This is a genomic window from Streptomyces sp. NPDC093261 (genome assembly GCF_044753645.1).
Taxonomy (GTDB): domain Bacteria; phylum Actinomycetota; class Actinomycetes; order Streptomycetales; family Streptomycetaceae; genus Streptomyces.
In genome coordinates this window covers 1-21,044 of record NZ_JBIVNO010000033.1, presented here as the reverse complement: position 1 = coordinate 21,044, position 21,044 = coordinate 1, and the positions used below count along the sequence as shown (strand labels likewise).

Sequence of the window (21,044 nt, the reverse complement as noted above, 5' to 3'; positions counted from 1 at the left end):
CCGCGCCCTACGGGATCGTAGAAGACCGCCCGGCCGCTACGAGTAGGAATCGGTTGTACTGGGAGCGTCAGATGGCTGCCCCGGTTGAGATGGATCGTGCGGAAACGTGAGTCGGCTTGTCGCACATGAACGGTGCTCAGCGGGGCGGGAAGGAAGCCAGAGAGAGGTACTGGTCAGCCGCGTGAAGCAGCGCCACGGCATCCATCCTGACCTCCACGACGTACTGGTAGATGTCAGCCCCGCCGTCACCCGGTTGCCACGGGGGTGCCGCCTCCAACGACAGATGAACGCGAATCACCGCGGCCCCGCCCTCGCTGCGATCGGCGAGGCTGAAAGCCACGACCGGCTCGATGAACCACGTGTCCGGCGACAGCTCACCTTCGGCATCGGGTTCGGTCACGGACACCGTCCCCGCAGCCACCGCGCGCAGCCACGCGGACACCTGGTGGGCTTCGTCGGTGAGCAAACACGGATCGGCGAAGGACCAGCTTCCCTGGGAAGTCATCACCGTGCCGTCAATGACCAGCCAGTCGTCGTCGTGCGAGTCGCCCCGGACCGTGGCGAACTGATAGCGCACTGAGCGAAGGTCGACACTGCTGGTGAGATCGTTCAGGAGCACCGGGCCAGGATGTCATGTGCTGGCCGGCAGGACGGACTGTGCCTTTGTCGACGGTCACGTAATTCCCCACGACCTTCATGATCAGCGTCACGTAATTCCCCACCTCCGTGGTCACGTTTTCCCATGGGGACGGTGACCACAGATCTGGTTTCCGCCCTTGTGCTCGGCGTTGGCCTCACGGATGCCGCGGCGTGCTGGAACCTGTGAGATCGTCCGTTCGCCCACCGCGCCTGAACAGCAGCACGCTGAGCGCGACGAACCAGAGGAAGCCGAGGAAGCGACCGACCGGGATGAACGCCGAGCCGCCCTCGGTGACGAGCGAGCTCATCGACAGTACGCCGGCCACCCCGATCGCCATGCCGCTCCAGGCGAGCCAGGCGGGCAAGGCGTCGCTGGCGCGTCCCGTCGCAGCGACCAGGAAGACTGCCGTGCCAAGGGCGGCGATGGCCGGGCCCGCACCGGTGATGAAGGACAGATCCGAGACGGCCCGATAGGTGGACAGCTCCGCCTGGGAGCCGATCTGGGCCAGGACCCAGCTGGTGCTGGCGGAGAGCAGGAGGAGTGTTCCGGCGACGGTGGCCAGTGCGCGGACCACGCCCGCCCGGGCGTCGCTGCCGTACCTGCGGACGAACGCGGTCAGACAGGGGACGAACGCCAGCAGTGCGAGGGCGGACAGTCCCTGGAGCAGGCCAAGAATACGGAAGAGATCCTGCAGCGTGGCTGGATCCTTCAGCCGATACGCCTGTACTTCGGCGTCACTGCTGTACGGCGTGACCGTGCCGGACGGGCCCAGCGCCCCGGCGATGGCGAGACTGACCACGAAGAACAGGACGTACAGCACGCCGGTAAGAGCGCCAAGGTCACGGCGATGGGCGCTGGTTCGGGTGAGCGCGGTGGTGGTCACGGATGCGATTCCTCCCGAGGACAATCATGGCTACGGAGCGGAAGTCCCGGCCCGGTGCCTTCACGATCGCAGAGCGGACGCTGTTGGACGTCCCGCGCAGGAAGGCCGCGAGAGTACTCCTGGTGACGTACAGATCCATCCGCTGAGCTGCTTGGAGCGGCGACCGTACTCGCGTCGGAGCAGCAGGAGTTGCTTCCGCCGGCGGATGCCGCGGACAGCCGGGAGGGAGAGCCTGGCCGCATACCTGTGGCCCCGACCTGATTGAGGTGTGTATGCCCCCCTCCGCAGGATCGTCGACGGTAACGACGCCCGCCGGCGATGGCGCGCCGCGGCGTTCACGCCCCCGGTTGCCTCACAAGGCCCGCAAGAGCATGGTCGTCGTGCATGTGGTTGTTTCCGTCAGCTGGTTGGCGCTGATGCTCTGCCTGCTCACCCTGGGGACGACGGCGCTGGCGACGGACAATGCCGACACCCTTCGGACCGCCTACCGGGCGATGGAGATGCTGGGGGAGGTGCTGATCATCCCGCTGAGTCTGCTCACGTTGGTCAGCGGTGTGGTGCTGGGGCTCGGCACGCAGTGGGGCCTGTTTCGGTACTACTGGGTCAGTACCAAGTTCTGGCTGACGCTGGCAGCGACAGCGGCCTCGATTTTCGCCCTCACTGCCAGACTGCACGACGCGGCGGATGCGGTGACCCGGCATCCGGTGGGACCCATCTCAGCCATGGATCTGGGATTCATCCGCTACAACATGGTGATCGTCCCGGCCGTCGCGCTCCTGCTGTATCTCGCCAACGTCATCCTGTCCGTCTTCAAGCCATGGGGTCGGCGGCCGGCCTCCGGGGAGTGAAGGCAGACAGCAGCGTCGTGTGAGGCGTCGCGTTCCGCCAGGACATGCCGACTGATCTGTCGGGCACCTGGGGAATTACGTGACCGTGAGCCTGGGGAATTACGTGACCGTCCACAGCCTTCCGGCTCAGGTGCACAGGTCAGAGCGCCGCCCCGGGCCCACGACCAGCGGGAGCACCGCGAGAGCCGGCCACACCAGCCCTTTGACCTGCGGCTTCCAGTTGGCGGAGGCTCACGGCTCATGCCGCTGTGCGCACTGGTTGCGCGATGAGCATTCCTGCCGCGCAAGGCTGCGGTACCTGCGGTTTTTCTCGATTGCGCAGCCGTAGGCGCTGAGTGGATCAGTGGTGAGCAGTGACAAGCAGGACGCGCTTCTCACTGCTGTGGCTGCGCGTGGTGGCGGGTCAGTGCCTGCCAGCGCCGTTCGAAGTCGACGGCCTGCTCGGCAATGTAGTCGGTGGTGAGGGGCTTGTTGTGCTGCGCGGTGATCCCGTGGGCTGCGCACTCCTGCGCAACGGCGTCGAGTGACGGGGTTTCGTCGCGCACACGCTGTTCCGCCCAGAAGGTGTAGACACGGAACGGCAGAAGATAGCGGCGCAGAGTCGACGGGCTGACCGGCTTGCCGCCGCGACCGTTCATACCCTTCTCGCTGGCAAGGTAGGTGGAGAGTTGCTCGGCTTTGGGTTCCTCGCCGTGCTCGGTCTGGTACTCCGCCCAGGCAAGGTAGTAGCGGTCGACGGTGGTGAGCGCAGGAGACTCTCTGATCGCATCGTCCTCACCCCGCGGGTCATCGATGGCGGCGCTCACCCTGGGACTCCTCTTCTCCTTCGCGGGGTGCGCGACCGCGCCGGCCGGAGACTCCTCAAGCCCGGCCTCGTTCGGAAGCGGATCGCCAGAAGGCGCCTGCGCCGCGGGCGAGGTGGCTTCCCCGTCGGCGGGCGCTTCCATCTCATCGAACTCGCGCTGCCGGAACGTCGCGACGAAACCCTCCAAGTCCGCGCCCGTAACGGGCTGACCGGTGCCACCAGTGATCTGATCACGTTCGTAGACGTAAGCGGCCAGACCAGCGGCATCGGCGTAGGCGCCGTACTCCTGCGCGTACGCGAGCCAGGCGTTGTAGAAGTAGTCGCTCCATCCGTCGTCCGCGTCGTGCGGAGCATGGGGTTCAGTCCGGTTCCCAACTGAGGGTGTGTGACGCTGCTTGAGGAGTCGCAGCAGGGGTTGGAGTTGCTCGTCAGACAGCGGCCCACCGGCCGCAGTGGCGATGCCATACTGGTCGCGGAGCCACACAGCGAACTGCGCGCTCGTGGGCTCGATTCCGAAAGCGGCCATCCAGTCCTGATAGGCGTCGGCGAGGTGCTGGGAGTTCCCTTCGTCTGCAAGCTTGCGCTTGTCGGCGGTGATGTCCGCGATGCGGCCTATCGCGTGGCGCGCCGCCTCGACCGCGACCACGAACAGGATCGGGATCACCGCGTGCATGCCCACGCCCAGCGGGTCCGGCCAGGCCGCCGCGCCGTTGAACGCGATCGTCGCCGCCGTCAGCAGCCACGCCGTCTGGCGCAGCAGCGGGAAGGGGATACGGATCCAGGTCAGCAGCAGGTCCAGGGCCAGCAGGACACAGATGCCCGCGTCGATACCGACCGGGAAGACATAACTGAAGTTCCCGAAGCCCTTCTTGAGGGCCAGCGCACGGACGGCCGCGTACGAGCCCGCGAAGCCGATCCCGGCGATGATGACGGCACCGCTGACGACCACGCCGATCAGAACCCGGTGCGCCCGGCTCAGCTGGGGTGTTCCGCCGTTCCCCGCGGCCACTCTCCCTCCCCCAAACCTCTATCCCCACCTCAGAACTGAGCTCCACTCACACTGCCATGATCTGCACCGCGTTGCACGATCCAAGAGCAGCCAGCTTCGCATCGCCACCGGAAGGTGATCACTCATACCGGGATTTGGTAGGCCCTTCCCGAGCACCACATAGCTGAGAGCAACCAAGATGACCAGGGCAACCGGCTGCTGCGAATCACCCGCAAAGACACCAGATCGGTGATGACGTGGCGGCGGGCCCAGAGGGTGCCGCTGTTCGCCCCGGGCCATGAACGTGGTGAACCCGGGCGCAGCATCGCCCGAGCCCGGCCAGGGCCCGGATTTCCGCCCGGCGGACCCACGCCTGGGTGCGTCGGCACGGACCCCAGACACTGCCCGGTTCGCGGTTCGTCACCGTGGCCGGCACGGTCGTCTCGGTGCTGCTCACCTCGGTGGACCCAGACCTGACCTGACATGGACGAAGCGACCCAGTGAGCGCGATCGGCAGACAGCACTACGGCTTGCCACGTACGCTCGTTGTCGACCGGATCCGACGTACCGACAGTCCGTTTGCGGGCAGCGCCCCTTTCGGGAGATGAGCCATGAGACGACGCCTCGCCAGCGCGGCTGCGGCCGTCCTGGTCGCGTGCGCGGCATGCAGCCGCACCGGCGGAACTGGTGTCAGCAACGTCGTCGACAACTACCTCTACGACCTCGGCAACCGCGACTACGCGGCTGCCTGCCAGCAGCTCACCGACCAGCTACGGAAACAGTTGGGTGACTGCCCAGCCACGCTCAAGCGGCACCACGACAACCTGCCCGTCGGCGAGTACGCACAACTACGCGACGCCCACGTCCGCAAGGTCACCTACGACCCGAAGGACAACACCAAGGCCACGGTGTACCCGCAGGACATGAAGGTCGGTACCGGTGGCAGCGCGAAGCGCTCGATCGCGGCCAACCACGCCACCAACGGCCAAGGCCTCGAACTGGCCAAGGTCGGTACGGCGTGGCGCATCTCCGGTGGTGGGGTCTAGCCTACTGATGATCTTTGCGTGGTGTCGCCGAGCGGTCAGGCAAGGCAGCAGTTCAGGACCCACGCAGCCACGCGACATCACGCCCGGAATCTCAGTAACGGCTGCCGGACGGTTCACTCATCGACGTTTCTGCAGGTCAGGTCCCCGAAGAACGCGTTAAGTCACGGTATTGCGCCTAGCCGGTCCAGCACCTCACCGGGCACGCCCAGCACCGTGCCCACCACGCGCAGTGGAGCCAGGCACGGGCTCACGCTGACCGGCCTGCTACCGCCTGGCTGTTCTCGGCAGGGGAGGCCAAGGGCGTTCGGCTCAGCGGGGGGGGGGCAGGACGGCGGCCAGCTCTCGGGCCGCGTCCCGGAGCAGAGGTACGAAGTCACGCAGCCGTTCCATGGTCATCCGGTAGGCCGGGGCCGCGGTGGACAGGGCCGCGATGGTGATGCCGTCGACCCCGATCACCGGCACGTCCACGGCGCGGATGCCGAACTCGTGCCCTTCGTCGGCGACGGCGTAACCGCGTTGGCGTACCCGTGCGATCTCCTCGGCGAACGCGTCCTCGTGGGTGATCGTGTTCGGGGTGAAGCCGGGCAGTTCCAGCTCGCTGACGAGTTTGCGGCTCTCTTCCGGCGACTGGAAGGCCACGAGGCACTTGCCCATGGCGGTGCAGCGCAGGGGGCCGCGATTGCCCGGTTCACCGGTGATCTGTACCTGCTGAGGGCCCTCGACATAGTGCACGTACAACTGGTCGTGCCCGTCCAGCACCGACATCAGCGTGGGCTCGCGCGTCGCCGCCGTGACGCGCCGCATGACCGGCAGGGCCACACCGGCGAACCCCCGGCCGTGCGAGACCCGCTGGCTCAGCTCGAAGAGCCGGAGTCACTTCCAGGAGCGCGGCGGTGATGATCTCCGTCGCTTCCTTCTCCTCGGCACGCTGGCGGGCCTTCATCGTGTCGGACAGAACCCGCCAGGCTACGGTCGAGGTGAGGCTGCCGCCCACCAGAGCGCCGACGCCGCCCAGGAGGGGTGCCAGCCAGACGCGGGTGCTGCTCGTGCTGGTCTGCTGAGCGGCGGCGATAATCCAGTCCACCGGGAGGGCCTCCTCGTGCTGAGCGCGGCTGGTCATGGGGCTGGGCGACCGTCCGCTGATAAGGCGCCATGGCGCAGCCGGATCGGCGTACGGGCCCCATACCACGCAAGCTCCCGCACCAGTACCAGGCCAATCGCGGGCCTTCGCGTTTCTGAGGTCGAGAACAGGCCAAAGGGCGGCCGCGTCCTTGTGCGGGTGCTATGAGTTCCCTGAAGAGCGGCGGCGACGCAACACCTGTTCGATCTTCTGGGGGAGAAGATAACGGCACACCCGGACCAAAGACCGACTGACCCAAACGAAACTGCCTAGATCTGGCACGGGTCAAGCGCCGCCCGGCAACCAGGCTGTGACGGGCGGTGCAGTGGGGCACCGCGCGGATGCTCGGCACTCTCCTGTGCGCGCGTCCAGTCCGCATTTCGGCACTGTTGAGCGCGTCAACGCCTGGGCTGCCCTACTTGATTTCCATGCGGTACCGGAACTCGTACCTGTCAGCGGGGAACACCACGTCTGCAGTGCACACCGGCAGTCCCTGCGCCCGCCAAGTCTGCTGGATGGCGAGCACTGGCGTGCCTTGGGGAGGCATGTTCAGCTCCGCGACTTCGTCAGGTGTGGGCATCCGGCAGTTGAGGACCTCTTCCACCTCATCGATGCGGATCCCGATCTTGTCGAAGCGACCGACGATACCCAAGGTGGCATAAGCCCCCTGAGTCGGGGAGGCGATGGCCGTGTCTCGGGTGAGGGACAAGGGTTCCCAGGAGACACTTTTGGAGACAGGTCGCCCGTCCATCGCAATGCGGTAGTGGGTCTCGGAGACGGCGTCACCGGGATCGATATTCAGCCTCTCTGCCACATCGGCCAGTGCCTGGGTGTTGTGTGAGTGGCGTTCGGGTGTGGCGACCTGCCCTGCCCGTGCCGCTTCTCGTTCATGTGTCGGTGTCAGATCAGAGTGCTCCGGCCGGAACCAGCGCTGAGGGGCAAGCCGCACGAGGGGTGCTTTGCTGCGGACAAAGGAGCCTTTTCCCTGAACGCCTTCGATCAGCCCCTCGTTGCGGAGGGTGGCAAGTGCCTGCCGCGCAGTGATGGTGGAGACGGACCAGCTGGAGGAGATCTCGTTCTCGGATGGAACACGATCCCCTCCCTGGAGTTCGCCACTTTGGATCTTGTTGCGGAGATCGTCCGCGATCTGTACGTACCGAGGGGTGTGGCGAGAGGTACTCATTGCTCTCCTGATGGCCAGTTGCGGAACGACTGCCTTCGCCAACTTCCCTTCAAGGCAAGGGGGTTGACACTCATTCGCATAGCTTCGTATGTTCACATACTAAGTGAGGATGCTAGTCACGTACAGAGGGCGGGACCAGGTACCTGGCTTCAACAGGCCGCGCTCGCTCGGCTTGCCGCCCCGCCGCGTGATGGCGCTCCAAAGGAGTGCCGTCGCGACCGAACACAGACCGGGGGACATCGTGATATCCAATGAAGAAAGCCGAGCCCCGCAGGACGCTTGTCGGCACACGAAGCCGTGGTTGGTCTCCATGGTCACCGTGGTACTCGCGGCCCTCGCCGGCGGGTTGATGCTGACGGGCCACGTAAGCGAAGGGTCGTTGATCGTGTCAGCGTTGATCGGGACGGCCGGAGGCGCTCTGGCCACTCCTGCGCGACGCCGAGATTGAGCCCCGACCACTGGGCTCTACAGCGTCAGCCCTGCCACCGACCCGGTGACGGCGACAGAGCACGCAACCCAACACATGGTGCCGACCGCGACATCCGCGCAACCATCCGCTCCGGCCACCGGGGGGCGACTGCTGCCGTGATGACGGCCGTTGCCGGAGCGGGAGCGCTGGTGCCAGCCGGTTACACACCAACAGCGCGGGGCCGCTCGGCGCCAGCGGCATGCAGCGCGAGGGGCCCGGTCCGCGTCCAGGGGGGACGAGGCTCTGCCATGCCGATGCGGCCGGGTTGATGTCAGCCGAGACCGAGAGCACTCAGGGCGCTGGTCAAGTTGGGTGAAGGCCGGCGGCGTAGCCGCCGGTGTCGACAAAGGGCAGTGTCCAGCGCGCCACTTGCGAACATAGGCACGAAATCCGCCATTTCCCCCTGCCAATCGGCCAGCCGGCACGAAGCGTGCTGAAGAGACCGTTGTACCGCTTGTACCGTCGTACTGCTGCCGCGCCCTTAGGGGCACAAGGCTCCTTTGAGGCTTGCGGTAGATACAGGGGATGAGTGTCCATGAGACTCTCGCTCAAGAGTGCCCCGGCCACCGGGTTGGCCGCGCTAGCGATGGCCGGCTCTCTCGTTACTCCCGCGCAGGCCGCTCCCGCTGCCGACCGGTGGCTGACACGGAAACAGAGTCGAGGTCGCGGCGTTCCAACTCCTGACGGAGCCGAGCCAGAGCCCGGTGCAGTGTGCTCTTGACCGTACCGGGCGCCATGCCGAGGACGGCGGCGGTCTCTTGCGTGGTCATCTGCTCCACATGCCGCAGCACGACGACGCTGCGCTGCTTGGGAGCGAGCACCTTCAAAACGTCCAGCAGCAGGGCGCGGTCGGCGTGCTGCTCCGTGGTGTCGTCGATGCTTGTGTCCGGCACGTGCTCGGCGGGAAGCTCCCGCAGTTTCGTGGCTCGCCACCACTCGGTACGTGTGTTGATCATGACGCGGCGCAAATAGGCGTCCGCGAGTCGCTTGTCCGCTATGCGGTCCCAGCGGCTGTACGTTCGTGCGAGCGCGGTCTGCAGCAGGTCCTGAGCGTCGAGTGGGTCAGCCACCAGGCGCCGGGCGCTGCGCAGCAGAGCGGCGTGCCGCGCACGGACGTACTCCTCGAATTCCGGCACCTCCACAAGGCGCCTGTGTCCGCTCACGGTGGGTTTCCTTTCCTGGATGGATGGCGGTGGTCGGACCCGGTGTGGCGAGGGCTAACGCCCCTTTCCGGTGCGGCAGCCGCGGCAGAAGGCGTATGCCCTGCGGCTGCTGGTGCCGCCGCGGTCGGGCGGGGGCGGGTCTGGTGCGCGGACCGCTTGCTTCAGCCGCCAGGAGCGGTTCCCGAATCGATGGGGCGAAGCCCCGGGCCCTGGCAGGGGGCCGGGGCTTGGCCCTATGGCCCGTTGCTGCCCGGCATGCGCCGGCCGCGGGCGGGCGGCCTGGCCGCTAGTACGTGATGTAGGCGGCGCACGAGGGATCCGGTCCCAACACGTCGAAGGTCGGATGGCCCTTCAGGTACGGCCTGTGGCTGCGCGGGATGCGCTTGTGCACCTTCTCGGTCCTGGTCTGGCCTCCTCGCACGTTGTCCTTGCTCGGCCACGCCCACACATCCCTGCCGTCGCTTTTGCGGACCGCCAGGTAGACGTTGTTGTGGTGGCCGCCGTTGCGTTCGATGGTGAAGCCGGCATTGGTGACCCAGACGGTGTTCTGGCCGGCCAGGTTGTATTCCGTACCGATGGACAGGATTCCGCCCCGACTGCTGCAGCTGCTGTACTTGCTCGCGGCGGACGTGGTCGTGGTCGCGCCCGCCATGACCGCCAGCCCGATCGCGGCGATCGAGGCCGTGCGAAGAATCCTCTTCCTTCGTACCGCGACCGCTTGGTGGTGGTTCCGTTGTGAGGTCATCGTCCTTCCTTTCGCTGAAGTGTTCGTTGACGGTGCCGAACACGCGTGGACGAAGCAGCGCCTCCGTGTTCCTGCGTGCGGGAGCGGCTGTGCCTCCCCCGAGTGACGCAAGTTGCGCCACAAGCCAGGGCTACGGCCGGTTGTCGCGCCGCCCGTCAGGGCTGTGGGGTGCGCCCGTGTGCAGGCACTGTCGGGAAACCCGGAGGCGGGAATCCAGGAGTACGAGGCATCCAGCGGACGTGAACTGTGCGTCCACGGCTCCCGGGATGCGGTGCACGATTCCTCCTGCTTGGCTCAGGATGAGCACGCCGGCGTCGGTGGGTAGCGCGATGGAGCCGGTATCCGGATCCGCGTTGGCTGGGTGCAGTCCGGGGTCAGCGCGTTGCCACTTGACGTGGCCAGAGGTGTCGAGCAACCGCGTTGCGGTTTGTGGGCCGTGGTCCGTGTCGTCGGTGAAGCGCTGTACGAGGATGCTGTCTGTGGTGAGCGAGCACCGGCCGACGTGGGTCACCGGCAGGGCTCGAAGGGCGCCGCGTCCGGGCGGCGCCAGCCAGGCGTGGTTCGCGTCGTACAGGACTATGGGCGCTCGCTGCCCAGCCAGACAGGCGCTGGTGGCGGCGGTGCGGCTCGGTTTGGAGACGGTCCACCCCGCAGGTCCGCGGGTAAGGACCCGGTAGTGCGCTTGTTGACCCTCAAAGGTGAGAAGGACAGCGACTGACCGGTCCCGGGCGGTGAACAGCTGCGGGTCCCTCCCGGCGAGCGGGTACTGCCAGGACCTGTCGGAGCGACGAATCTCCAAGACCTGGGTACCGCCTGGGACCGTGCGGGCGACGATGGCGTCCGACGGCGCGTCGGCCCACAGCACCAGCCCCGCTGCGGCCTGCACGCGCCGCACCGAGCCGATCCGCCAGATGGTCGACGAACGCCCGGTGCCCTCAGCGGATCCCGAGCCGACCGCGTCCGGGCAGCGCCTCAGGCACGAGACCTCGGTCGACCCGGCCAGGTTCCGGTCCCTCCAGCGCACCGTACCGTGTTCGTCGACTCCCACCACCGTTGCCGAACGGGGATCCAGTACGAGGGCCCCATAGCGGTCCGCATCCAGGATCACCGGTGTGGCGAAGGCAGTCTCCGGGCCGCCTTCCTTCCGGGGCGAGCTGTGGGTGACCGCCCCGCCCCATGAGACGGCCATGGCGATGAGGCACAGCAGCACGATGCCGCCGAGCACCGTCTTGGCCCGTGCGTTCCCAGGCTTGCGCCCGCCCGCGGCCGGCGCGTGCCGGCCGCGGGCGGGCGGCATCGCCGCTAGTACGTGATGTAGGCGGCGCACGAGGGATCCGGCCCTGTCACGTCGAAGGTCGCATGGCCCTTCAGGTACGGCCTGTGGCTCCGCGCGACGCGCTTGTGCACCGTCTTGGTCTTGGTGTGGCCTCCTCGCTCGTGGTCCCCGCTCGTCCACGCCCACACATCCGTGCCGTCGCTCTTGCGGACCCGCAGGTAGACGTTGTTGTGGTGGCCGCCGTTGCGTTCGATGGTGAAGCTGGCGTTGGTGACCCAGACGGTGTTCTGGCTGGCGAAGTTGTACTCCGTGCCGATCGACAGGATGCCGCCCCGGCTGCTGCAGCTGCTGTACTTGCTCGCGGCGGACGTGGTCGTGGTCGCGCCCGCCATGACCGCCAGCCCGATCGCGGCGATCGAGGCGGCGCGAAGAACCCTCTTCCTTCGCACCGTGCGTACCGTGCCGGCTGCATCGTGGTTCTGCGGTGAGGTCATCTGTCTTCCTTTCGGTTGATGATCGAGTCTTGATGCGGAGTCGCGCAGGACGGACCGGCTGTTCGCAGCTCGGTCCGAGCGGGCCGGCGTCGCCCACCCGCCGGTGGGTCTGCGGTTGCTCCGGGCAGCGGCGCCGCTGCGGCGGCATGTGGTCGAGTTCAGCGGGCTCGGCATTGAATGGGCAGCCGGTTGTGCCGGCCTGGTCAATGGCGACAGCGAAAGGTCGCAGGCACAGCGCACGGCGCCGGCCGAAGAAGGCGCCTGCCGTGTGCTCTTCCCCCGGTATGCGCAGCGTGCCGGTGACCGCGCCGGATCCACCAAGGTGGCGGCGGAGAGTGGGGTGAACCATCGATCGCGGGGCGTCCTGGGAGTCCACTCGATCGGAGCACCGGGCCGGGGGCGCGGCTCGCTGCCGAGTTACGCATGCTCAACCTGATCGATAGAGCGACGCGTTCTAGCAGGAGCCGAGCCAGGAGGCACGCGACCAGATGGACCGCACCTGTCCATTGATGTATTGCTGACCCAGCTTCGCCACGTACCAGTGCCCTCCTCCTGAGCACTTGGCCGAGACGGTCTTGCCGCCGAACTTGCCCCAGTACGGGCCCCTGGATGCGACTTCGCGGTACTTCCCGCCGCTGTACCGGTACAGCGTCAGCGTCGTCCATGCGGCGGAGTGGCATGTGTTCCAGCCGTAGGTGGACACCCGGCCACCCCCGGACCCCGGCTGATCGATACCGGCGGTGCATCGAGCCGGCTGGGCAGGTTCCGCCTGGGCGGCCGGAGCGGCCAGGGCCGATGCGGCCGCTGTCACAGCGGTCGCTGCCGCCAGTGCGATGCGGTCACGTGCGTTCATGTCTTCCCTTTCTTCGTCACTGCCCTCCCGCGGTGTACGGGCGTTTTACGGATGAGCGCCCTGGTGGTGCCGGAAGGGCTTGCGCTATCGAGTTCAGCGGCCGCGGAATTGAATGGACACTCGCTTCGGCCACTGTGATCAATGGCCGCGTTGCAGGTCACACGGGCGTGATCGTCGAGTGACTGTCCCTTCCCCACTTCGCCTTCGGCCTGGTCGTGATGGGTAGGGGTGAACCTGGCCGCCCCCCGCACGGTCAGGTGCGCCCCGTGTACGCAAGGCGACTGTGGCAGCGGTGGGCTGTGGGGAAGCTGAAGATTCCTGAAAGGCCCAGGCGCCAACTCCTGACTCGTGCACGGTTCTTCAGGTTCGCCACAGGCGGCCTCCTTCATGCTGGAGGCATGCGCGTACTGGTGGTTGAGGACGACCGGCGGATGGCGGAGCTGCTGCGGCGCGGCCTGGCCGGTGAGGGATGGGCGGTGGACGTCGTGCATGACGGCCCGTCAGCAATCGAGCGGGCGGGCGAGAGTCCGTATGACGCGATCGTGCTGGACGTGATGCTGCCGGGGTTGAACGGATACGGAGTGTGCGGCCGGCTGCGTGAGGCGGGCATCTGGGCACCGGTGCTGATGCTGACCGCGATGGACGGGGAGTACGACGAGGCAGAAGGGCTGGACGTCGGGGCGGACGACTACGTGACCAAGCCGTTCTCGTTCGTGACGCTCCTGGCCCGGCTGCGGGCGCTGATGCGGCGCGGACAGCCGCAACGCCCCGCCGTGCTGCGCGTCGGCGATCTGGAAGTGGATCCCGCGGCCCGGCACTGCCGTCGCGGCACGGTGCCGGTGGCCCTCACGGCACGGGAGTTCTCGGTCCTGGAGTACCTGGCGCGACGCGGCGGGCAGACCGTCACCAAGACCGAGATCCTGGAACACGTCTGGGACGACCGGTTCGACGGAGACGTCAACGTGGTGGAGGTCTACGTCAGCGCCCTGCGCCGCAAAATCGACACCCCCTTCGGACAGCGATCCATCCGCACCGTCCGGGGAATCGGCTACCGGCTCGACGTTGCTCCCCACAGCGCATGCTGAGGATCCGCCGGGTCGAGCGAACTGAGCGCGGCGTGCGAGCGGGCAGCGTGCGGCTGCGGCTGACACTGGCCGCGACCGCTGTCGCCGCCGTCCTGCTGACTCTGCTCGCCTCTGCCTCGGCCGTCGCGGTGCGTAGCTCCCTACTCGCCTCGGCATTCGAGCGGGCCAGCGACGGCAGCAAGCAGGACATGTCCCTGCAGGAGTGCGTGCTTGGTGGCCGCGCCGGCTGGTCATGCACGGACATCCCCCGTCATTGGGACGCCGCTCCACGTGACACGGTCCCCCTGATCCGCGGCGAACGCCTGTCCCTGTGGCCGTGGACCGACCCGGCCGACGCAACGCCCGTGCGGTTGATCCCGGCCGACGGCTTCGGCCCCATCGAACTTTCCGACGAATGGATGGACCAGCAGCGGCTGAACACCACGGTGTGGTGGCTGGCCGGCGGCACGCTGGTGCTCACCCTGCTGACTGCCGGCGGGGCATGGCTTGTCATCGGCCGCGCCCTGAAACCGGTGGACGGGATCCGGACGCAGTTCGCCGCGCTGAGCCTGAGCCGCCTCGACCAGCGCATACCGACACCGCACGGCGGCCGGGAGTTCACACAACTGGTGGCGACGATGAACAGCGCCCTGGACCGCATCGATGCGGCGGCTGCCCGGCAACGGCAGTTCACCTCCGACGTCGCCCACGAACTGCGCACCCCACTGGCCTGCCTGCGCGCCGAACTCGAACTCGCACTCGCCCCCTCCGGGTCAGCTCACTGGCCCGATGCCGCCCGTGACGCCCTGCACGACACCCTTCATCTCCAGGAGATCACGACGAACCTGCTGCTCCTGGCCCGCCTCGACACCCAAGGCTCACACAAGAAAACCCTCCCGACCCAGCACGTCGACCTGCCCGCCCTGATCCGCGACGCCGTCTCCCGCCGTGACGTGCCCGATCACCTGAGCCTCGTCGTCACCGCGCCCGACGAATCCGCAACCGTGACCGGCCACCGAGGCCTTCTCGCCCGCGTCCTGGCCAACCTCCTCGACAACGCCGAACGCCACGCGGCCACCAGGATCACCGTCACGCTCACCCTGGACCACGAACACCGGCAAGCCGCACTCGACGTGGCCAACGACGGCCCGCCCATCCCGCCCGAACAACAGGAGACGATCTTCGAACGCTTCAGTCGGCTCGACGACGCCCGCACACGAGACGCCGGAGGCACCGGCCTCGGCCTGGCCATCGCCCGCCGCATCACCACACTCCACCACGGCACCCTCACCCTCGCCCCCAGTCAGCAAGACCAGCAAGGCGCCCGGTTCACCGTACGACTGCCCCTCACCTACCAGGACGCCCAGCCGCTGGTCACCGAACTCCTGCACGCCTGGGACCAGCCCGACGACATCCCAGCGCTCCTCACCCACGAAGCCGGACACCAGCCCCTCGAAGACGTCGTGCCCGACCTGGCCCGCGCCCTCATCACAGCCGGACGCGACCACCACCTCGACGCACTACTGCGCCACGTCGCACGGAAGGCACCCGCCTGGGAAGTCACCGGCATCGCCGACATCCTCCGAGACGAGGGCATGCCCGCAGCCGCCGACACGCTGCTCGCCGCCCGCACCGCACAGCGCAGGCCCACGCCGGCCAAACCCACAAAGCCTGCCTCCCGCACGCAGACCCCGTAGACGGCCACGCCGAACCAAGCGGTGCCCGCTCCCAGGCTCGCCGACCATCAGCTCGACGAGCTGAACGGCACCGTCTACCCGGCGCTCCTCCTCAGGCCCAGGATGCTTGCCCAGTCCGCATCCGCGACGCACTCCGGGCGCGTCGGCCGATGCCGGCCCCGGACACCAGGGGACTCGTTTCCCCGGCACTTGCCCTTCGCGGCTGGTGACAGCGTTCTTACTTCGCAGTCGGACCGAACCGTTGACCAGCGCAGACGTGCCTACTGTGCGCCTTGTGTCAGAGAAGTCCGGAGCCTGAACGTCGTGCAACTGCTCGCCCGGAGCCCACGAAACAGGCCCCGGGCTTCGGCTCCGGGGCCTGTCGGGGTGTCGCCGAGACAAGCGCCAACGCCGCCAGTAGCTGATCTCGAGCGGCCCGGGGTCGATGAGACCACGGTTGGCGCTGAGATCGATCACGGCCGTCGCCGGTCCTGTGTGCTCCTAGGATTGCGAGTATGACGGCAAGAACCAGTGACATCGAGAAGGCGGCCGGTGTGCTGCGCGCCGGCGGCCTGGTGGCCCTCCCGACCGAGACGGTCTACGGACTGGGCGCCAACGCCGAGGACCCCGCCGCCGTCGCGCGCATCTTCCAGGTCAAGGGACGTCCGCCCTCCCACCCTCTGATCGTCCACATCGGCGGTGCGGAGCATCTGGACGAATGGGTCCAGGACGTGCCCCAGGCGGCCCGCCTGCTGGCCGAACACTTCTGGCCGGGGCCGCTCACGCTGGTCCTGCGGCGCGGTCCCCGCGTGCCCCTCGAAGCGACCGGCGGACTGGAGACGGTCGCCGTGCGCGTGCCCGACCACCCCGTCGCGCTCGCGCTGCTGGCGGCCTTCGGTGGCGGTGTCACGGCCCCGTCCGCCAACCGCTTCGGCCAGGTCAGTCCCACCACGGCGACGGACGTCCGTGCCGAGCTCGGCGACGCCGTCGACCTCGTGCTGGACGGTGGCCCCTGCGAGGTCGGCGTCGAGTCGACCATCGTCGACGTCACCGGCGATGCGCCGAGCATCCTGCGGCCCGGCGGTGTGACGCGCGAGGAACTCGAAGCGGTGCTGGGGTTCCCGCTCGCGGTGCCCTCGACGAGCCACGTTCGGGTGCCGGGCCAGCATCCGTCCCACTACGCCCCGCGGGCGCGGGTCGTCCTTGTCGAGCCCGAGAAGGTCATCGCCGAAGCGGAACTCGCTCAGGAGCTGGGGCACCAGGTGGGCGTCTTTGTGCCCGCCTCCTTCGCCGACGCCCCGGTGAAGGCCCACGCCGTGGTGGCGGTCCCCGCCTCGCTGTCCGCTTACGCACGGGGGCTGTACGGGTTCCTGCGCGCACTCGACCAGCAGGGGTGCGACCTCATCGTCGCCTCCTTGCCGCAGGAGGAGGGGCTGGGACTGGCGATCGCCAACCGGCTCCGCCGCGCCGCAGGGCCCCGGCCCACGGTGTAACCAGCACCGGCGCCCTGCTTTCAAGAAGCTGTTTCCCGACCGCGGCTGCACACGGCCGCCAAGATGCAGGAGATGCCGGCGGCCTCGGTAGTCCGTTGAGTGTCAGGGTGCGGGAGGAACGGCCCGGGCCAGAGGTTCGAGGTCTCCGTAGAGGGCGGCGTGGAGTGCGGCGGCCAGTTCGCGGGCTCGTTCTTCGCGCCGCACGCCGTGCATCATGAAATAGATCGGTCCCGTGTAGGCGCCGAAATCGACCTCGTGATGGTCGACCAGGCGGAGGATCGCGCCCCGGATGGCATCGTTGACGGCATCGGAGACCGTGTGGCCGGAGCCGGCGGTGAGGGTGTCCGCCTTCACGGTCCACTGCTGACCTTCGCATTCGATGGCGACGAACACAGCGTTGTGCGCCATGGCACGGCGGTAGGCGTCGTGGAAGGCGTTGGTGCCGGTGGCGTCCGGGATGAGGTGAGCGGGGCAGGGAAGCGGCAGCTGCTGCACCAGTGCATTCTGCCGAAAGGTGACGTCGATCCGCGTCCGCGACGCGACGGCATGTCGCGTTGAGCGGCCATCCTTGCTCCGAAGGCAGCGGCTTTCGCCTTCTTGCGGCCCCCGGCCCGACGCCGGTGCACCCTCAGGGGCCGCCGACACACCAGCGCCGTTTCGCCTCCTCCACCCTCACCACGACAGGCTGGACACACCGCCGTCAACCGCGAGCCCGTCCCGCTGATCAGCCACGGCCGGGAGCCGTCAGGATGCGTCGGGGACCGCCGCATCGATACCGCGGGCCGCGACGAGCTGTGCGCTGCCGTCGGCCAGGCGGTAGCACAGGCCCACCACGGCGGCCCGGCCGGCGGCGACCTTCTCGGCGAGAACCCGGGAGCGGTCCAGCAGCAGGTCGACGGTGTGCCTTATGTGCTCGGCGAGGACCTCCTCGGGCTCGACCCGTCCGGCGGCCCGCGCCGCCAGCACACTGGGGGTCACCCGTTCCACAACGTCACGGACGTACCCGGCCGGTGCCATGCCGTTCTCCAGGGCGGCGCAGGCCGCGCCGACCGCGCCACACGAGTCGTGGCCGAGGACCACGACCAGCGGGCAGCCCAGGACGTCCACGCCGTACTCGATGCTGCCCAGCACCTCCGGGCCCATGACGTGGCCCGCGGTACGCACCACGAACAGGTCGCCCAGACCGCGGTCGAAGATGATCTCGGCGGCCAGGCGGGAGTCGGAGCACCCGAACAGCACGGCGAAGGGCTGCTGGGACGGTGCGATCTCGGCGCGGCGGGTGGCGTCCTGGTTGGGGTGCTCGGGAGTGCCGGCGACGAAGCGCTGGTTACCGGCCAGCAGCAGCTCGAAGGCGTCGCGGGGCGTCGGAGTCTTGATCTCGCTCATGGCCCGCAGCCTAGAACCCGGCACCAGCCCTCGCACGACCTGGTCCCGCCGGCGCTCGCCGGGTCGGGCCACCGCGACGGCTCGGGCAGTGCCCCCAGACGCACGGCGAGGGCAGCCTCGACGCGGAATCTTAGCGCGCGGCGCAGCCGCCCCGCCCCGTACGCCCACCGGGCCACAACCCCCCGCTCGTCCTCCACACCCGCCCAACGAGCCAGGCGCTGCCCACGCTCTCCGCCGAACCAGGGCGCATCGCCCGGGGACCACCCACCGTCCCCACCCTTGCGGGCCTGCGTCAGCAGCTGGGCCACGACGTCCTTCGCCTCGTCCTCGCTCTGCCCAGCGAGCGCATCGGTCACCTCCTCACCCGTGCCGTCGAGAACGTGCCGGGTGAGCCGTTCCCTCAGTTCGAAGGTCCGTTCCGCTGCCCGGCCCGGTGAGGTCCACGCGGGCCGGGCCGGCGCGGGGCGATGATCTCCGGCCCGGCCGGTGCGTCGGCCTGCCCGGCTTCGGCGAGCGCCCGGTACAGCGAGGCGACCGACGGGTGGCGCCCTGCGTTCCTGCCCGTCTTGATCGTCAACTTCTTCGCGATCTCCGGGACGGGGACGCCACGGTCCTTCAGCGCGCGGGCGAAGACGAGCACGTCGTCGTCGATGACCTCGGGCCGTCCGCCGTAATTGCCCTTGGCCGCGGCGGTGACCTGGCCCAGTTGCGCTCGATCTGGGCGGCGGCGGCCAGGACGGCGAAGAACATCCCGCCCATGCCGCCTGGGTCGTAGCTGCCGCTGAGCGGGCCGGTGAGGAGTTCGAGCTGCACGCCGGCGGCCTGGAGCCGGCCGGACAGGGCCATCAGCTCGCGGCGTCGCGGGCCAGGCGCTTGAGCTCGTGGAGGGTGAGGATGACCTCCTGGTCGGGGCAGCTTCCCTGATGCCGCACGCCAGCTTCAGCGCCTCCTCCAGCTCCGGCCGCGTCTTCACGCGTGTGCTGATCTTCTCGGAGAAGATCCACTTGCAGACCGGTTCGAGCACATCGAGCCGGCTCTGCAACTCCCGCTGCGCGGTCGAGCAGCGGGCGTACCCGATCCGAATCGGCCTGGCCGCCGCGGCGGCCGACGCCGCCTCGACGGGCGGGCCCTGCTTCCACGGCCGCCCCGGACCGCGGTCTTCGGGCACCGGCACCTCCAGCTCCTCCCGGAGCGCGGGCACGAGGACGAAGCGCGCGGTGTGGTACTTCGTCGCGGTCTTCCCGCCGCGGATGCGGCAGGAACTTCCCGCCACGGCTTCACACTTCGGACAGTCGTTTCATTCTCCCGCAATTGCGGCTTGATCAGGCGGCAGATCTACCCCGGAAGTCTGTCGGAACTGTCTCGCGCAACGTGCAGGTTTCGAGAGGACTTCTACGAATCGCGACCTGCGAATTCGCGATCGACTCCAGGGCTCTCGCAGAACCCTCGCAACCGGTCATTTCTGCGAGCGCGAAGCGTGACGGCGTACACCCGGAGTTGTGGTGCTGAGCCAGTGGGCGACCACGGCGTCCAGGTAGGCGTCGGTGATGGGGTGGCGGTCGAGGAAGCGACGGAACATCACCGGCCCGATGAGGAGGGTGTGCTCTTCGGGGCCGACCTGGTGACCGAAGGGTTCCAGGAGTTGGTTGAGGGCCTGGCGGCGGTCCTCGGTGATCCGGGCTGAGTCGGCGAGGTGGGAGCGGGCAGGTGCCGGGTGCGACGCCGAGCAACCCGGTGTCGTTCCCGGCTCCGGTGGTGCGCTGCGACAACGCACTGAAGGGCCACCCGCGGTCGTACGGGTGCGTCTTCCCGCAGTCGAGAAACGTGATCCAGTACTCCCTGTCCGGGTACGTAAAGGAGATCGCGAAGCACATCGAGGACGCCCAGGCGTCCGGGCTTCCCGGCGCCTACGGCGGCCGGACGGTGCTTCAGCGGCTGTATGACGACACGCAGATCCGGCGGAACAGGCGCACGTCGTGCCCGGACAGCCTTCCGCGTCCGGCCGCAAAGACGTGTGACGAGTACGCCTTCGCGAGCACCTACCAGGGCGGTGCGCTGCTGGGCAGGTTCAGCCGCCGCATGGTGAACGAGACGCAGAACACGGACGCCGGGCGGGACCTGAACAGGTTCTCCACAGTCCACCGGATCTTGAACAAGGACCCGTTCCAGGTCGCGATCGTCCGCTGACCCGACGACGCTGAAGCCGGCCCCCGCGCACCCGCGTGGGGGCCGGTACGTTGGTCACACCTCCTGCCGACGATTCCGGGATGCCTGCGATGCAGCAAGAGACGACACTCCACGCCGCCCACCTGCACTACTGGATCACGGGAAGCGAGCCCGAGCCGGGAGAGGCTCCCAGGGGGGCGGGGCAGCAGCGGGAGAACGGGCGGGCGGCGGTGCTGGAAGCCAGCGAGGAGCATCCCGGGCTCGTCATCAGGACAGGTGTCCAGCACGGTGACATTCCGGCCCTGGTGCGGGTCCACGAGAGCGAACCGGAGCTGGACGCGGAGGGCTGGGACGAGATCGCGCAGGGCGACCTTCACGCAGTGTCGTACGTTCAGCTGAGCAACCTGGACGGGCAGCTGCAGGAGCTCGACCTGCCGTGGCCCGGTTACGGCGATGAGAGCAACTGGCGGGTGAGGCTGTCGGTGAAAGGCGCCGACGACTCTCTGTCGGTGGCGTACGCGCAGGACGGACACGAGCTGACGGAGCAGCACCGCATCGACATGTGGCCGGCGCCGGAGGGCGGGCTGCGCCGGCTGAAGGAGGATGCTCGCAGCTTCCGCAGGCCGCAGTAGTGAGTAGTGCGCCTGATCGGCTAGTGAGCCGGTCCGGAGATCCTGTCGCAGTAGCGGCAGATGCGGTCGATGATCTGGTCTGCGGTCTTGGTCCACTTGAAGGGGCGGGCCTGT

Annotated in this window: 22 protein-coding genes; 8 read left to right on the top strand and 14 right to left on the bottom strand. The window is 68.3% G+C overall.

The window, feature by feature from the left end; genetic code table 11:
• Positions 1 to 136 precede the first annotated feature (136 nt).
• Positions 137 to 619, bottom strand: coding sequence for a hypothetical protein (locus tag ACIP94_RS36895; protein WP_402436020.1), 483 nt, complete (start codon positions 617 to 619; stop codon positions 137 to 139).
• Between the two features lie 175 nt (positions 620 to 794).
• Positions 795 to 1,523, bottom strand: coding sequence for a hypothetical protein (locus ACIP94_RS36890; protein WP_402436017.1), 729 nt, complete (start codon positions 1,521 to 1,523; stop codon positions 795 to 797).
• Positions 1,524 to 1,894: 371 nt separating this feature from the next.
• Here ACIP94_RS36890 and ACIP94_RS36885 point away from each other — a divergent pair, with 371 nt between their 5' ends.
• On the top strand, positions 1,895 to 2,371 hold the full coding sequence (locus ACIP94_RS36885; protein ID WP_402436014.1) for a DUF2269 domain-containing protein: 477 nt from the start codon (positions 1,895 to 1,897) through the stop codon (positions 2,369 to 2,371).
• A gap of 374 nt (positions 2,372 to 2,745) precedes the next feature.
• Here the strand turns inward: ACIP94_RS36885 and ACIP94_RS36880 are convergent, their stop codons facing one another.
• Entirely contained in the window at positions 2,746 to 4,185 is a 1,440-nt protein-coding gene (locus ACIP94_RS36880; RefSeq protein ID WP_402436011.1) for a DUF2637 domain-containing protein, read from the bottom strand.
• 590 nt (positions 4,186 to 4,775) lie between these two features.
• On the opposite strand from ACIP94_RS36880, the gene ACIP94_RS36875 reads away from it, so the two are divergent.
• Positions 4,776 to 5,210 (top strand): hypothetical protein, encoded by a 435-nt coding sequence (locus tag ACIP94_RS36875; RefSeq protein ID WP_402436008.1) that lies wholly within the window; start codon positions 4,776 to 4,778, stop codon positions 5,208 to 5,210.
• Between the two features lie 309 nt (positions 5,211 to 5,519).
• Here ACIP94_RS36875 and ACIP94_RS36870 read toward each other — a convergent pair whose 3' ends face one another.
• The 7 genes from ACIP94_RS36870 to ACIP94_RS36840 form a co-directional block, all read right to left on the bottom strand.
• Positions 5,520 to 6,029 carry an IclR family transcriptional regulator gene (locus ACIP94_RS36870; RefSeq protein WP_402436005.1) on the bottom strand — a complete coding sequence of 170 codons (510 nt, stop codon included), beginning with the start codon at positions 6,027 to 6,029 and terminating at the stop codon, positions 5,520 to 5,522.
• A gap of 716 nt (positions 6,030 to 6,745) precedes the next feature.
• Positions 6,746 to 7,513 (bottom strand): GntR family transcriptional regulator, encoded by a 768-nt coding sequence (locus tag ACIP94_RS36865; protein ID WP_402436002.1) that lies wholly within the window; start codon positions 7,511 to 7,513, stop codon positions 6,746 to 6,748.
• 1,071 nt (positions 7,514 to 8,584) lie between these two features.
• Entirely contained in the window at positions 8,585 to 9,145 is a 561-nt protein-coding gene (locus ACIP94_RS36860; protein ID WP_402436000.1) for a SigE family RNA polymerase sigma factor, read from the bottom strand.
• Positions 9,146 to 9,431: 286 nt separating this feature from the next.
• Entirely contained in the window at positions 9,432 to 9,890 is a 459-nt protein-coding gene (locus ACIP94_RS36855) for a hypothetical protein (RefSeq protein WP_402435997.1), read from the bottom strand.
• Between the two features lie 130 nt (positions 9,891 to 10,020).
• On the bottom strand, positions 10,021 to 11,187 hold the full coding sequence (locus ACIP94_RS36850) for a hypothetical protein (RefSeq protein WP_402435994.1): 1,167 nt from the start codon (positions 11,185 to 11,187) through the stop codon (positions 10,021 to 10,023).
• Between the two features lie 5 nt (positions 11,188 to 11,192).
• Positions 11,193 to 11,660 (bottom strand): hypothetical protein, encoded by a 468-nt coding sequence (locus tag ACIP94_RS36845; protein ID WP_402435991.1) that lies wholly within the window; start codon positions 11,658 to 11,660, stop codon positions 11,193 to 11,195.
• 454 nt (positions 11,661 to 12,114) lie between these two features.
• Complete coding sequence (locus ACIP94_RS36840; protein WP_402435988.1) at positions 12,115 to 12,513, bottom strand: hypothetical protein; 399 nt, start codon at positions 12,511 to 12,513, stop codon at positions 12,115 to 12,117.
• Positions 12,514 to 12,911: 398 nt separating this feature from the next.
• Here ACIP94_RS36840 and ACIP94_RS36835 point away from each other — a divergent pair, with 398 nt between their 5' ends.
• The 3 genes from ACIP94_RS36835 to ACIP94_RS36825 all read left to right on the top strand — a co-directional run bounded on the left by ACIP94_RS36835 (position 12,912) and on the right by ACIP94_RS36825 (position 16,746).
• Positions 12,912 to 13,598, top strand: a complete 687-nt coding sequence (locus ACIP94_RS36835) for a response regulator transcription factor (protein ID WP_402435985.1) — start codon at positions 12,912 to 12,914, stop codon at positions 13,596 to 13,598.
• Between the two features lie 32 nt (positions 13,599 to 13,630).
• Positions 13,631 to 15,274, top strand: coding sequence for a sensor histidine kinase (locus tag ACIP94_RS36830; RefSeq protein ID WP_402435982.1), 1,644 nt, complete (start codon positions 13,631 to 13,633; stop codon positions 15,272 to 15,274).
• A gap of 494 nt (positions 15,275 to 15,768) precedes the next feature.
• Positions 15,769 to 16,746: an L-threonylcarbamoyladenylate synthase gene (locus ACIP94_RS36825; protein ID WP_402435979.1), complete on the top strand. Its 978-nt coding sequence runs from the start codon at positions 15,769 to 15,771 to the stop codon at positions 16,744 to 16,746.
• 102 nt (positions 16,747 to 16,848) lie between these two features.
• Here the strand turns inward: ACIP94_RS36825 and ACIP94_RS36820 are convergent, their stop codons facing one another.
• The 4 genes from ACIP94_RS36820 to ACIP94_RS36805 form a co-directional block, all read right to left on the bottom strand.
• A complete protein-coding gene (locus tag ACIP94_RS36820) occupies positions 16,849 to 17,241 on the bottom strand; it encodes a hypothetical protein (protein WP_402435976.1) in 393 nt (130 codons plus the stop codon).
• A gap of 249 nt (positions 17,242 to 17,490) precedes the next feature.
• Positions 17,491 to 18,132: a carbonic anhydrase gene (locus ACIP94_RS36815; RefSeq protein WP_402435973.1), complete on the bottom strand. Its 642-nt coding sequence runs from the start codon at positions 18,130 to 18,132 to the stop codon at positions 17,491 to 17,493.
• Between the two features lie 400 nt (positions 18,133 to 18,532).
• A complete protein-coding gene (locus ACIP94_RS36810) occupies positions 18,533 to 18,772 on the bottom strand; it encodes a hypothetical protein (RefSeq protein ID WP_402435970.1) in 240 nt (79 codons plus the stop codon).
• Entirely contained in the window at positions 18,748 to 18,978 is a 231-nt protein-coding gene (locus ACIP94_RS36805; RefSeq protein ID WP_402435968.1) for a hypothetical protein, read from the bottom strand. Before ACIP94_RS36805 ends, ACIP94_RS36810 begins: the two co-directional genes overlap by 25 nt.
• 667 nt (positions 18,979 to 19,645) lie before the next feature.
• Here ACIP94_RS36805 and ACIP94_RS36800 point away from each other — a divergent pair.
• The 3 genes from ACIP94_RS36800 (at position 19,646) to ACIP94_RS36790 (ending at position 20,930) form a co-directional block, all read left to right on the top strand.
• Positions 19,646 to 19,816, top strand: coding sequence for a hypothetical protein (locus tag ACIP94_RS36800; protein WP_402435965.1), 171 nt, complete (start codon positions 19,646 to 19,648; stop codon positions 19,814 to 19,816).
• Between the two features lie 23 nt (positions 19,817 to 19,839).
• On the top strand, positions 19,840 to 20,319 hold the full coding sequence (locus ACIP94_RS36795) for a hypothetical protein (protein ID WP_402435962.1): 480 nt from the start codon (positions 19,840 to 19,842) through the stop codon (positions 20,317 to 20,319).
• Between the two features lie 80 nt (positions 20,320 to 20,399).
• The gene (locus ACIP94_RS36790) at positions 20,400 to 20,930 is read left to right on the top strand and encodes a hypothetical protein (protein WP_402435959.1); all 531 of its coding nucleotides are present in this window, start codon (positions 20,400 to 20,402) and stop codon (positions 20,928 to 20,930) included.
• The last annotated feature ends 114 nt before the right edge of the window (positions 20,931 to 21,044 follow it).